This is a genomic window from Agrobacterium vitis (assembly GCF_013426735.1).
GTDB lineage: Bacteria > Pseudomonadota > Alphaproteobacteria > Rhizobiales > Rhizobiaceae > Allorhizobium > Allorhizobium vitis_D.
In genome coordinates this window covers 58,102-70,182 of sequence record NZ_AP023275.1, presented here as the reverse complement: position 1 = coordinate 70,182, position 12,081 = coordinate 58,102, and the positions used below count along the sequence as shown (strand labels likewise).

10 protein-coding genes and 5 pseudogenes are annotated in these 12,081 nt (G+C 56.8%); 4 read left to right on the top strand and 11 right to left on the bottom strand.

Annotated features, from left to right (window positions below):
* Positions 1-13 precede the first annotated feature (13 nt).
* The 5 genes from ku (H1Y61_RS24345) to H1Y61_RS24325 all read right to left on the bottom strand — a co-directional run bounded on the left by ku (H1Y61_RS24345) (position 14) and on the right by H1Y61_RS24325 (position 2,768).
* Positions 14-835 carry a non-homologous end joining protein Ku gene (ku, locus tag H1Y61_RS24345; RefSeq protein ID WP_156557750.1) on the bottom strand — a complete coding sequence of 274 codons (822 nt, stop codon included), beginning with the start codon at positions 833-835 and terminating at the stop codon, positions 14-16.
* Positions 836-838: 3 nt separating this feature from the next.
* A complete protein-coding gene (gene ku, locus H1Y61_RS24340) occupies positions 839-1,726 on the bottom strand; it encodes a non-homologous end joining protein Ku (protein ID WP_156557747.1) in 888 nt (295 codons plus the stop codon).
* Positions 1,727-1,835: 109 nt separating this feature from the next.
* The gene (locus H1Y61_RS24335; protein ID WP_156557745.1) at positions 1,836-2,024 is read right to left on the bottom strand and encodes a hypothetical protein; all 189 of its coding nucleotides are present in this window, start codon (positions 2,022-2,024) and stop codon (positions 1,836-1,838) included.
* A complete protein-coding gene (locus H1Y61_RS24330; protein ID WP_180575596.1) occupies positions 2,021-2,509 on the bottom strand; it encodes a cupin in 489 nt (162 codons plus the stop codon). Before H1Y61_RS24330 ends, H1Y61_RS24335 begins: the two co-directional genes overlap by 4 nt.
* 28 nt (positions 2,510-2,537) lie before the next feature.
* Entirely contained in the window at positions 2,538-2,768 is a 231-nt protein-coding gene (locus tag H1Y61_RS24325) for a hypothetical protein (protein ID WP_156557742.1), read from the bottom strand.
* A gap of 306 nt (positions 2,769-3,074) precedes the next feature.
* Between H1Y61_RS24325 and H1Y61_RS24320 the strand changes: the two genes are divergently transcribed.
* Positions 3,075-3,791 carry an IS6 family transposase gene (locus H1Y61_RS24320; protein WP_180575595.1) on the top strand — a complete coding sequence of 239 codons (717 nt, stop codon included), beginning with the start codon at positions 3,075-3,077 and terminating at the stop codon, positions 3,789-3,791.
* 51 nt (positions 3,792-3,842) lie between these two features.
* A pseudogene (locus H1Y61_RS24315) lies at positions 3,843-4,721 on the top strand (DEAD/DEAH box helicase family protein); the annotation flags it as partial.
* Positions 4,722-4,775: 54 nt separating this feature from the next.
* Here the strand turns inward: H1Y61_RS24315 and H1Y61_RS24310 are convergent.
* Positions 4,776-5,477 carry an IS6 family transposase gene (locus H1Y61_RS24310; RefSeq protein ID WP_071202394.1) on the bottom strand — a complete coding sequence of 234 codons (702 nt, stop codon included), beginning with the start codon at positions 5,475-5,477 and terminating at the stop codon, positions 4,776-4,778.
* Positions 5,478-5,540: 63 nt separating this feature from the next.
* Positions 5,541-6,014: pseudogene (locus H1Y61_RS24305) on the bottom strand (IS630 family transposase); the annotation flags it as partial.
* 268 nt (positions 6,015-6,282) lie between these two features.
* Here H1Y61_RS24305 and H1Y61_RS24300 point away from each other — a divergent pair.
* Positions 6,283-6,672, top strand: coding sequence for a transposase (locus H1Y61_RS24300; RefSeq protein WP_156556108.1), 390 nt, complete (start codon positions 6,283-6,285; stop codon positions 6,670-6,672).
* Positions 6,648-7,061, top strand: a pseudogene (locus H1Y61_RS24295) (transposase); the annotation flags it as partial. The gene H1Y61_RS24300 and the pseudogene H1Y61_RS24295, both read left to right, overlap by 25 nt.
* Before the next feature lie 3 nt (positions 7,062-7,064).
* On the opposite strand, the pseudogene H1Y61_RS24290 reads toward H1Y61_RS24295, so the two are convergent.
* The 4 genes and pseudogenes from H1Y61_RS24290 to H1Y61_RS24275 all read right to left on the bottom strand — a co-directional run.
* A pseudogene (locus H1Y61_RS24290) lies at positions 7,065-7,745 on the bottom strand (IS5 family transposase); the annotation flags it as partial.
* Between the two features lie 513 nt (positions 7,746-8,258).
* On the bottom strand, positions 8,259-9,203 hold the full coding sequence (locus H1Y61_RS24285) for a sensor domain-containing diguanylate cyclase (protein ID WP_156556106.1): 945 nt from the start codon (positions 9,201-9,203) through the stop codon (positions 8,259-8,261).
* Positions 9,200-9,622 carry a helix-turn-helix domain-containing protein gene (locus tag H1Y61_RS24280; protein ID WP_409068208.1) on the bottom strand — a complete coding sequence of 141 codons (423 nt, stop codon included), beginning with the start codon at positions 9,620-9,622 and terminating at the stop codon, positions 9,200-9,202. Before H1Y61_RS24280 ends, H1Y61_RS24285 begins: the two co-directional genes overlap by 4 nt.
* Positions 9,623-9,636: 14 nt before the next feature.
* Positions 9,637-11,848, bottom strand: a pseudogene (locus H1Y61_RS24275) (putative bifunctional diguanylate cyclase/phosphodiesterase).
* Positions 11,849-12,081 lie beyond the last annotated feature (233 nt).

The following is a 12,081-nucleotide window of genomic DNA, read 5'->3' as shown; positions in this document are numbered from 1 at the left end:
AGATAGGCAGAGATCATCCGGCTTTGCGGGATTTGAGTTCTTTGGCAACCGACTTTTTCAAGGCATCCATGATGTTGACGACGTTGCTCTTTTCCTCGTCGTCGCCCTTTGTGGATTTCGAAGCCTTCGCTTTGCTCGATTTCTTTGCCTTCTTCTTATCGGCGATGAGCTTCAGCAAGCTTTCTTGAATAGGATCGGACACCATCTCCGGTGACCAGTCCTGCATGCGCTTTTTGATAACTGCCTCGACGGCCGACACGCCCTTTGCATCCGACTTTTTCTCGATGCCGGTAAAATACTCGCTTTCCGGCCGGACTTCATCGCCAAAGCGTAGCGTCCAGACGACGATGCCTTCGCCGCGTGGTTCAAGCACAACCGCCCGCTCGCGGCGACCCAGGACAACGCGAGATACGCCGACGACGTCCTCGGCCTCCATGGCTTGTCGGATGACCGCAAAAGCCTCGTCGCCGATCTTGTCGTTAGCCGTAAGATAGAAGGGCGTTTCCAAGTAAACCCATTCGATGCTTCCGCGTGGGATGAATTTCTCGATATCGATCGTGCGGACCGTCTCCAGCTCGACGGACTCCAGGTCCTCGTCTGTCAGAAGTACGTAGTCGTTCTCGCCACGCTCGTAGCCCTTGGCCTCTTGCTCGTCCTTCACGGGTTTTCCGGTGACGCTGTCGACATAGTGCGAGACGACACGATTGCCTGTGTCCTTATTGAGCGTGTGGAAGCGAACCTTTTCCGATTCAGAGGTCGCCGGGGTCATGGCCACAGGGCAAGTGACGAGCGAAAGCTTGAGGTAACCTCTCCAATAGGGACGACGCGGTGCCATCGATCAGCTCGCTTTCTTAGCTGCGGGTTTTGCCCGGCTCTTGGTGGACTTTGAAGCAGGCGCTTTCTTGCCCGCGTTGGCGTTGGCGACCTTCGGTTTCTTCGCCGACGGCTTACCCATGCCAGCACTCTCCTGCAGCGCCTTCAGGAGATCGTTGGGTTTGGAGACCTTGACGGGCTTCGGCTTCGGAAGGGCCTTGCCTTCGGCCTTTGCCTTTACCAGGGCGGCCAGTGCGTCTTCATAGCGGTCATCGAACTTGGCCGGGTCGAAGTCACCCTTCTTTGCTCCGATAATATGCTTGGCCAGTTCAAGCATTTCGGCTTCGACCTTGATCTTCGCAACATCCTTGAATGCCTCCTGGGAGGATCGGACCTCGTAGTCAAAGTTGAGGGTCGTCGCGATAATGCCTTTACCATGCGCCCGGATCAGGACGGTTCGCATCCGGCGGAAGAGGACCGTCCGCGCAATTGCCGTGGCACTGGTCTTGACCAAGGCATCCCGAATGCTGGTGAAAGCGTCATGATCCGCATCATCGACCGGGACGAGGTAGTAGGGCTTGTCGAAATAGACGTCATCGATTTTTCCGCAGGGGATAAAGGCTTCGGCCTCCAGCATCTTGTCGGAGTCCGGCGCGACTGCCGCGACTTCTTCCGGGTCGATCATGATATAATCACCGTTGCCGGTCTCAAAGCCCTTCACCTGTTGATCGCGTTCTACTGTCTCCTCGGTCTCGCTGTCGATGAATTCGCGCTTCAAACGGTTTCCCGTCGCCTCGTTGATCATGTGGAAGCTGAGCCGCTCTGATGTGGACGCTGCGGTGTAAAGCCCGACGGCACAGCTCAGTTCGCCGACCTTCAAGTGACCCTTCCACTGAGCCCGATGCGCTGCCATCTGTGTCCCTCCAAGTCCTTGCGCGCATAAACGGTAGCACGGCGGCTTTGTTCCGGACAATGCTTTCACCAAGTGGGCGCTCAAGCCAAAATTACGTGAGCAAGGCCACTTAGCAACCGGACCCGGTCGGCAAAAATCGTTTCGTAAGATTTTGCCGCTCCTCGGCGACGGCGTCCGCATATTGCTCAAGGCTGGCGAGGTCGAATTCCAGGAGGCCCTCTATGATCTCCATCTGGCGAAGACGGGAAAGGGCACGGCGCCTTTCGGGTGCCGGATCGTCCGAAGTCGGAATTCTCATCGCCACGTCTCCAGTATGCCACCGGATGATCCAAACAGAGGGTCTGTATCCGGCAGTGGCAATGACGAGATTGCCTCTTGCATTTCGGGTGAGGCCGCTTCTGTCTGGATGTCGGCGTGCTGACCCGGCGGATAAGCGCCGACGACCTGGAAATCAGGCGACGACTCCAGTTTGCGATGGCCTGTTCCCGCAGGGAGGATAAGACAGTCGCCCGTCGCGACTTCGAACGCCTTGCCGGTCGGACCGCCTATCAGGAGCGTGGCGTTGCCGCGCCCGACCCCGAGCACCTCATGAGCGCCGGAGTGATAGTGCTGATAATCGAAAACGCCGTTGCGCCAGATGCCGATCCATCCATTCCGTGCGAAGGTATGTTCGAAGTCGGAAGACTGGCAATCCAGCATGGCGGCTCGATAGACCAGAACTGGAAACCGTTGGTTATTCGGTACCCAGTCGCTTCGTGGAAAAAGCACTTTCTCGACATTCATCTGGGATAACCTACGCTGGGCGCCGATGTCACTTGGAGGCTGGCTCGTCACTCCCATCGTTCAAGGACGGGAGGAAAGTCTCGACATCACGTTTTTCCCGGTCCGGCAAGGTTGCGATACGTTCGTTCCAGAATGCAGCCGCTTCCGCTGTATCGCCATCCCAGTCGCGTGATGATCCGACATTGTCGTCGATCACAGCCACTCGGCGGCCTCCGAGGGCCCGATACTCATCAGCCAGAGCTTTCGATGCGTTTTCCATTTCGTATCTCCCCGGTTTTCTCCGCGGGGTAAACATTTCGAGAGCATTGGTGGTTCCGTCTCCGATCAAAAGCAGTGCTGCGGCCGACTTCGAAACGACCTTGGGCACGAGTTTGGAAGGCCCGTGATTAGGTTGGTTAAAAGCGGACCCGCGCGCCGGGGGCCGTCGGTCCCGGTTTCGGGCTTTGGCCGGCGCTATGCTAAACCTCCTGCGGCAACCCTATTGAACCGGTCTTGCGGGAGGCGAACTGCTGCCGCGGCACTGTAAAGTTAACCTGGCATCGATCAACATTTGGGATCTTGTGGCATGACCAGATTTGCCCGTGATCCTCTTTATCGTCGCCATCGATTTCCAGCCGAGGTGATTGCCCATGCCGTTTGGCTCTATTTCCGGTTTCCGCTGAGCCTGCGGATGGTCGAGGATATGCTGGCTGCCCGTGGCCTCATCGTCTCTCACCAAACCGTGAGGCTCTGGGCGGAGAAGTTCGGTAGACATTTTGCCAATGATATCCGCAAGCGATCTGCCGGCAGGCTCGGTGACAACTGGCACTTCGACGAGGTTGTCATCACGATCGCCGGCAAGAAACATTGGCTCTGGCGCGCCGTCGATCAGGACGGTTTTGTTCTCGACGTGCTGTTGCAAAGCCGCCGCGATGCCAAGGCGGCAAAGCGTTTGATGCGAAAGCTTCTGAAAGGGCAATGCCGTGCGCCGCGTGTGATAATCACCGACAAGCTTCGATCCTACGGTGCGGCGAAGCGTGATATCATGCCCGGTATCGAACATCGCTCGCACAAGGGCCTGAACAATCGGGCCGAGAATTCTCATCAGCCTGTCCGACGGCGTGAAAGGATTATGAGGCGCTTCAAGTCAGCGAGGCACCTTCAACGGTTCGTTTCCATCCACGATCCGATTGCCAACCTCTTTCACGTTCCCCGCCACGACATTCCATCCACCCATCATCGCGAATTGCGAGAAACAGCCATGCAAACATGGTACCAAATCGCTGGCATTCAAGCCGCCTAAACCAGAACCTCAACCCCAAATCATGACTGCGAAGCGCTAAGTTTACATTGCCCGTCCGATGGTTCATGGCAGATGGCTGATGCCTATCTGTCCCGTGCGGTCCGGTCGAAGCTGGTAATCGCGCGGGCGGCGGCGGACCTGGATCCGGTCTTTCTGCGGAATGTCGCGGCGCTGGAGCGCGTCCAGCCCGCCGATCTCAGGCCCTCGGATATCACCGCACGCCTCGGTGCGCCATGGATCCCGGCCGATGATGTCGTCGCCTTCGTCAAACAGAGGATGGAGGCCGATATCTCCATATATCATCTGCCGGAACTGGCGACCTGGACGGTCAATGCGCGGCAGCTGGAATGGTCGGCTGCCGGCACCACCGACTGGGGCACCCATCGCCGCCATGCCGGCCAGCTTCTATCCGACGCCTTGAACTCGTCCGTGCCGCAGATCTTCGACACCGTCCGCGACGGCGAGACCGAGCGACGAGTGTTGAACACCGTGGAGACGGAAGCCGCTAAGGAAAAGCTCGCCAAGATCAAGACCGCCTTCCAGTCCTGGATCTGGTCCGATCCGGATCGCACCGATCGATTGGCGCGGGTCTATAATGACACTTTCAACAACATCGCGCCGCGAGCCTTCAACGGCGATCATCTCCAGCTTCCCGGCGCCTCAGGCGCCTTTTCTTTGTATGGCCATCAGAAACGCGGGATCTGGCGGATCATCTCCGCCGGCGCCACCTACCTCGCGCACGCCGTCGGCGCCGGCAAGACGCTGACCATGGCGGCCGCCATCATGGAACAGCGCCGCCTCGGCCTGATCAACAAGGCGATGCTCGTCGTGCCCGGCCATTGCCTGGCGCAGGCCGCCCGCGAGTTTCTGGCGCTCTATCCGAATGCCCGCATCCTGGTCGCTGACGAAACCAACTTCGTCAGGGAAAAGGGTGTTGTCACGTTAAGTTTCCCATGCCGAGAATGGGTTGAGGTTCTCGGATTTTCAGGGGATGCAAGCCGCAATTTTCCATGCGTCGAAAGCTTCGAGGCGATGGTAGCGAATTGTTTGTGCGGCTCGGCGGCGGGATGGAACTGAAAAGCAATTCCGGGTAGCGGAGTGCATGGAGACGAACCGTTGCAATGCTCCCGTTGATCGGTGGCCCTGCATGGTTCGTTCCCTTTTTCGAAACGGCAGGTGACTGTTTTCAGCCCGATTGTTGAGGCCTTTGTGTGACCAATGAACGAGGCGGGGTGCCACGTCCGCCTTTGCTGCGCCGTAGGAGCGCAATTTATCAGTGATGATACGTTTGGGAACAAAGCAATAGCGTTTCATCAACGCCACCAGCAGGCGCTTGGCCGCCTTTTTGTTGCGTCGCTTCTGCAAGATTTCTTCAAGAACAGTGCCATGCTGATCGACCGCACGCCAAAGCCAGAACTTCTCTCCAGCACATTTCACAACGGCTTCGTCCAGATGCCAAACATCGCCTGGGCGCGGCTGTCGCCGCCGCAAATTGCGAGCAATCTGGGGTCCGAACTTGGCGACCCAGCGGCGGACCGTCTCATAAGAAACGTCGACACCACGCTCAAGAAGCATTTCCTCAACTTCACGCAGGCTCAGATTAAACCGCAGGTAAAGCCAGACTGCATGAGCAATGATTTGCGCAGGAAAACGGTGACGCTTGAAACTGATATCGGATGTTTGCATCGTCGAAATCTACGACCAACCCGAAACGCAGCCAACTGTGAGCCGATTAACGTGACAACACCCTTGCACCTTATCAACGAACAGGGGATCGGAAGACAGCTTGAATGTCTCCGAACGATGCGGCTGCAAACCAAACGCGGTCCATATCCGACGGATGGTGGTGTGCGACAGCCCGCGGTCGGCTGCCATCGAACGGATAGACCAGTGCGTGGCATCCTTCGGGGTGGTGTTCAATGTCCGTTCGACGACCTCAGCTACCTGGGCGTCAGAGACGGTTCGTGGCCGACCTGCGCGATATTCGTCGGTCAGCCCGTCAATGCCACCCTGCACGAACCTGCGGCGCCACTTGCCAACCGTGTGCTCGTGGACGCCAAGGCGTTCGGCAACATCTTTGCTCTGCAAGCCCTGCGCGCACAGCAAAACTATCCGGCATCGATCCGACAGCGAGCGCGGCGCCTTGTGCCGACGCACCTGAGACTCAAGAAAATTTCTATCCTCGTCGCTCAGAGCGACAAAGCCCGCTTGCCTGCCGACCATCAATCAAACTCCCGCTGTTACAACAGAAGCAAAATAAAATGATGCCTACTTTAGTTCAACGTTACTAGCGGCTTTGCCGCCGTAAATCGCTCATCTGGTCTTGTTATTTATGCTGAAATCAGTAGCGTTGGAACCTGATTCGAAAAGAACTCAATAGAAATGGTACCTTGCTAGGCGGTGTGGACGGATTGCCGCAAGTTTAATTTCTGCGATTCCCAAATCCGTATTTGAATGATTCATGGGTTGCCGGTTTCAGAGGAGATCGGCGATGCTGACGAAGATGACAGAAGCGGACTGGACGGTCGCACTTGAGGTTTTCCGCGCCTCGCTTCCGCGGCGGGGCGACAAGGGTCGAGATGACCGGCTGTTTTTGGAGGCCCTGCACTATTTCTCCGTCAACAATATCACCTGGCGCGGTCTGCCGGAGCGCTATGGACATTGGAACAGTGTCTGGAAGCGCTTTTCCCGATTGAGCAAGGCGGGTGTTTTTGAGATTTTCTTCGAGCACCTTGCCAGCCTGAGCACGTCGGCCGATCTGGTTCAGATGTTCTACAGCACCGTGGTGCGCGCGCATGTTTCGGCAGCAGGAGCAAAAGGGGGCAATATGGCCAAGCGCTTGGCCGCTCGCGAGGCGGCTTCTCGACCAAAATCCACCTGAAGACCGATTTCGACGGACATCCCATCGCCTTTGATCTGACCGGGGGCGAGAAAGGTGACGCTCCGCACTTTCCAATCCTGCTTGGCCTTGGCCCCGATGTAGATCCCCGCGCCGCCATGGGCGACAAGGGCTATGACAGCGAGGCTAACCGCCAGGCCGCAAGAAGGCGGGGTGCGGTTCCCGTCATTCCTTATCGTTCAACGGCAAAATCAAAGCCGACTTTCTTTCCCAAAGCGCTCTACAAAGGTCACGCCCGCATCGAGCAAGCAGTCGGAAAACTCAAGCGCTTCAAGCGCGTTGCGCTACGATGCGAGAAGACCAAACAAAATTTCTCCTCCATCGTCGCAATCGCCGCAGGCTTCATCTTGATCAAATCCGTCCACACCTAGGTGCCTGCGGGTGAGAATTCGGATGTGGGCGATGAGCATCCAGGCTTCAGCGGAAGCGATTGACTTCTCCCAATCTTTGGCCAGTCGCCGGCATCGGCCAAGCTAGGCGAATGTGCGCTCCACCACCCAGCGACGCGGCCGCACTTCAAAGCGTCGGAGGACGGTTTTGAGAGCCGCCACTGCGTCATCGCGGTCTTGAATGTCAGCGCTGTGGACGACGAGCCCCACCATCAAACCGAGCATGTCGACAACGATATGACGCTTGCGACCTTTGATCTTCTTGCCCGCGTCATAGCCCGCAATCCCGCCGCTTTCAGTCGTTTTGACACTCTGACTGTCGATCACCCCGCCGTTGGCGAGGCTTCCTTTCCCTCCAGTTCACGCGTCTCCATGACGAGATGATGGTTGATCCGCAGCCAAAGGCCAGTCGCCCGCCACTCGTAGAAGTGACCCTGCACAGTTGAATAGGGTGGAAAATCCTTCGGCAACATCCGCCATTGGCATCCGGAAGACGCGATATAAAGCAGTGCGTTCAAAACCTCGCGCAACTCCGTCTTGCGGGGGCCGCCGAGCCTGCGTGGCGTCGGGATAAACAGAGCGATCAGCGACCACTCCCTGTCGGTAACATCACTTGCATAACGCCCCCGTCCGTCGGCCATATTGACGACGGATGAAATCAGTCAGCCCATTGCGGTCTCCATCGAATCTTAAGCAAATCCGAAAGGAAGCACAACTGGCTGATTTCACTCAACTCTTTTTCAGTCAGGCTCTTACAGGATGCAGATCCGCCGGTAGCATAGGAAGCGCCAATCTCCAGTATCCGAGGCTACTTCTCGTCATCAAATACGTCTACACGATCACACGATGGGAAATAACTTTAAAGACCAAGAACAATATTTGGTATATTTTATAACCGTCGGATCGTTGCCACCGATCTCGATGTCTAACGCTTTGCCCCGAATGCCCCACATTGCCTGGGCAAAGCTAAGGCCCGGATTGGCTCGCTTCTGGCTAGCTATCCGGGCCTCCTAGATGCATGAATCGCCGATCTGGACAACGCCGTCGCTGAGCAATCACTTCAGCTGGGAACCGGTGGTGGCGATAAAGGGGATCACGAACGGTTTGGGTCATGCCGCAAAATCGCACAGGGCAATCGCCGAGGGGTTAACATTACGATGCCGTGGCGCTTGCTCTGCTTTATGCGGCGGGATTGGAGAACCATTCCCAACCACCCCGCCCTGTCCTTTTTCGTCTGTAAAGAGCCTGATCGGCTTGCCGTATAAGACCGGCCAGATCTGTGGCGTCTTGCGGATAACGGCTGACCCCGATGCTCGCGCCAAGGGTTATCGTTTCCACATCAAATACGAATGGCGCGTCAAAGGTGGCATTGATGCGATCACAGATAGCCTCTGCCTGTGTGTCGCTCTGAAGGCTGGACAACAGAACCACAAACTCATCGCCACCAATCCGGCCGACGAGATCCGTATCGCGGACGGCGTTGCGCAGGCGATCGGCAACCATCTTCAGGACTTGATCGCCAGCCTCGTGCCCCAGACGGTCGTTGACCGGCTTAAAACCGTCGAGGTCAACGAGCAGGACCCCCAGCTTGAGGTTGGCTTTCGTTGGTGCCGATGTGACTTCGGTTTCCCAGCGCTCGTGCAACGCCCGGCGGTTTGCGAGTTCGGTAAGAGGATCTTCCATTGCGATGCGACGGATGGCGTCTTCGGCAATTTTGCGATCTGAAATGTCCTCGAAAGTAGCGATCCCTATCCCGACATCCCAAAGTAAGGTCCCGCGGTGGAGCGTTGTGCGATATGTCCCATCAGCACAACGCACCCGGCATTCAAGCGGATCGATTTCCGCAATGCCCGATTGGTCTCCCCTCCAGAGAGCGGCCCAACGTTCGCGGGCGGTACGCCGCTCTGCCGACGTTGCGTAGACTTCTGCAATCCACTCATCGACGGTTGCGAAACGGCTTTCAGGATATCCGAACAACCTGATAAAGGTGCGATTGACGAAACGGATGTCCCCGCCCGGAAGGGTCGCCCAGGACATGGCAACAGGCATGGCATCGAGGATGATATGCAGGTCGCGGAATGATGTTGCCGAACCCGTTTCCGCTCGCTCGAAAAGTTCCTTCATCCCCCACTCCCTGCTTCACCAAGACCTGCTTCAGAGATCGATTTTACGAGGCCCACGACGCGTTTGCGAACGAGTGGTGAACTGATCAGGGCGAAAGCCCTGTTCAGATCAAGGCCCTCGTTATTTGCGAGAAACGCGGTGATCTCCTTGCCCGGATTCGACGTGATATCGCCCTCAGTTCCGGAACTCTGATCGGGAAAGAAATACGAAAACGGCACACCAAAGATGGTTGCGACGTTCTGCAGCCGGCTTGCGCCGACGCGGTTCTTGCCCTTTTTGTATTTCTGAACCTGCTGGAATGTCACGCCCAGAGCTTCGGCAAGCTTGCCCTGGCTCATTCCAAGTATGCGCCGCCGTGTTTTAATGCGCTCCCCCACTTCGATATCGACGGGATTAGGTACCTTTGGTCCTCTCTTCATGTCCTCGAAATTACTCATGCTGTTTTCACCTTCCTATGGTTCAACTCTGCTATCGTTCCTGCATCCCGTTCGCTCGGGACCGGTTTGCCATAAAAATAGCCCTGAACTTCGGTGCATCCTTCTTCAAGAACGCGGATCAGATGCGCTTCCGTCTCTACGCCCTCAGCAACGGTCGTGACGCCGAGACGCTTGCCCAGATCAGCGATTGCCCTGACGATCGCGGCCGACTCCGGCCGCTCGACGGCATCTTTCACGAATGAGCCATCGATCTTGATCTTGTCGAAGGGGAAGGCGCGCAGATGGGTAAGGGACGAATAGCCGGTCCCGAAATCATCCAGCGCCACGCGAACACCCATGTCGCGGATGCGGCGCAAATCGCCAATCGCACCATGTTCATCATAAAGCATAGCTGTTTCGGTCACTTCGATTTCCAGCCTGTAAGGGGACAACCCGGAACGGGTCAGTGCCGCTAGAATGGCCGATGCGATGGTTCCTTTTCCGAGTTGCGCGGCCGATACGTTGACCGCCACCCGTGCAGCATCGCTCCACCCGGCCGCATCAAGGCACGCGGTATTTAGAACGAAGTCGCCGAGCTGGTCGATCAGCCCGCTTTCTTCAGCGATCGGCACGAATTCGGCGGGCGAAATCCAACCCCGCTCAGGGTGAAGCCAGCGGATAAGGGCTTCGCGTGCAGTTATCTTCTTGGTGTGAGCGTCAATAATCGGCTGATAGAAAACGAACATGCCCTGACGTGTTGCAAGCGACGTCCGGAGCTTTGCACAGAGGCGGACCCGTTTCTGTATCCGGCTCTCCATATTTTCGCTAAACGTCCTGTGTGTCCCCTTGCCCGCCGCTTTCCCAGCGTAAAGAGCAATGTCCGCACGCGCCAGCAGCGATTCTCCGGTGTTGCCGTGTATTGGCGCGATAGCTATTCCGATGGACGCACCGATCAGGATTTGATCGTAGGGAAGAGACAGCGTTTCAATGATACGGGACGCAAAAGTTTCAAGTTCGGATGTTTCAACATGCGGAACCAGAATGGCGAACTCGTCACCGACACGATGACCACTGGTGTCATTCACTATTTTGAAGCCGTCAAGATCAATAAACAGGAGGGCGGGTCCGTCGCCCGGAAGGGCAAGGGCGGAATCCATGTTCTCGTTGAACGTCACACGGTTGGCGAGACCGGTCAGTGTGTCGTAATGGGCGAGGTGGCGGATTTGCCGTTCCGCTTCCACTTCCTTTGTGACGATCGCCCAAGTCAGCATCGGCCCGAGATATGTGTCGTCATCCGCCATGATCGCGGACACCTTCAGGTCCAAAACTTCCGGGCCGAGATCGATGCGGGCATTGTGCGGCAGGTTTTTGGGGTCTGATAGGATGCGTCGTTCGTGCTCGGGATGGCGATGGAAGACATCGATAGACGAACCAAGGAGACCGTCGGCCTTCAGGGGCAGAAGATGCTCGATGCTGCGGATGAGATCTTTCGAGGTTTCGTTTGCATAGGTGATCGTAAAACCTTCGGGTTCGACGGTCATCACCGCTACCGGCATGTCGTCGATCATGCGCAGCAGCCGCCCCTGTTCCTCCTGCTTGCGGCGTGCTTCGGTCTGCCTCGTCACCATCTGCGAGATAAGTGGCATAGTTGATGTTGAGGATCACCAGCATGCCGATCGAAACCAGTGCGATATTGATGGCGGTGGCGATGAAAGTCGGTTGCCCGGTCGCAGCGAAAAAGAAAATGAATGCGCCGTTGACGATGATTGTTACCGTCATAGCGGCCGAGCGCAGATGCATCAGGCAGAAGATGCAGGAAATCACCGTGATCGCCATATAGAAGGCGAGGTGTGAGCGGGCGTGGGCGTCGCCATAAGGATAGAGGAAGAATGACCAGCCGTTGAAAGCGATCGCGATTACGAACGCCAATCGGTTTGTGCATCGCAGGGCATTCAGCGCGGTGAATGGCGTTGGCTTGGAGTGGCGGGATCTCCACCAGTGGACGATGCGCATAACGCATCCGATTGTCAGAATGCTTGGGATGCCTATCGAGAGCCAGAGAGGTGCAACCGGCATGTGGGTTCCCGCGACCACCCAGGTGCTCGAAAGCAAAATGAGGTACATCAACGGCATTTGCGGTGAGAACGCGAGATATTGTGCTTTCAGCAATTCAGGGTTTTCGCCCGAAACCTCCAGTGCACGCCGAAATTTATCAATCAACGGCTTCATGAACAGAACCTTCCCGTGGTGTCGCAATCACAATGACCCGACCGCCGGTTTCTCATCCGACGCAACAGCACGGCATCATGCCGTTAACACAAGGGAGAGTGTTCTCAAGCCAGCCTTTCCGGTCGCCTCAGTAGGAGAATCTGCGGTACGCCCCCAAGCCTCTTTCCTGACCCCTTGATCGGGGAGTTAGTAAACCGAGTACGCCCAGTCCCATGGACCTTTAGTTCGGAGGA

What these genes read in the sequence shown, in the direction of transcription:
- H1Y61_RS24335 (WP_156557745.1), bottom strand. Translation starts at nt 2,024, where the DNA reads ATGAGAATTCCGACTTCGGACGATCCGGCACCCGAAAGGCGCCGTGCC.
- H1Y61_RS24320 (WP_180575595.1), top strand. Translation starts at nt 3,075, where the DNA reads ATGACCAGATTTGCCCGTGATCCTCTTTATCGTCGCCATCGATTTCCA.
- ku (WP_156557747.1), bottom strand. Translation starts at nt 1,726, where the DNA reads ATGGCAGCGCATCGGGCTCAGTGGAAGGGTCACTTGAAGGTCGGCGAA.
- H1Y61_RS24280 (WP_409068208.1), bottom strand. Translation starts at nt 9,622, where the DNA reads ATGAAGAGAGGACCAAAGGTACCTAATCCCGTCGATATCGAAGTGGGG.
- H1Y61_RS24285 (WP_156556106.1), bottom strand. Translation starts at nt 9,203, where the DNA reads ATGAAGGAACTTTTCGAGCGAGCGGAAACGGGTTCGGCAACATCATTC.
- H1Y61_RS24325 (WP_156557742.1), bottom strand. Translation starts at nt 2,768, where the DNA reads ATGGAAAACGCATCGAAAGCTCTGGCTGATGAGTATCGGGCCCTCGGA.
- ku (WP_156557750.1), bottom strand. Translation starts at nt 835, where the DNA reads ATGGCACCGCGTCGTCCCTATTGGAGAGGTTACCTCAAGCTTTCGCTC.
- H1Y61_RS24310 (WP_071202394.1), bottom strand. Translation starts at nt 5,477, where the DNA reads ATGCAAACATCCGATATCAGTTTCAAGCGTCACCGTTTTCCTGCGCAA.
- H1Y61_RS24300 (WP_156556108.1), top strand. Translation starts at nt 6,283, where the DNA reads ATGCTGACGAAGATGACAGAAGCGGACTGGACGGTCGCACTTGAGGTT.
- H1Y61_RS24330 (WP_180575596.1), bottom strand. Translation starts at nt 2,509, where the DNA reads ATGAATGTCGAGAAAGTGCTTTTTCCACGAAGCGACTGGGTACCGAAT.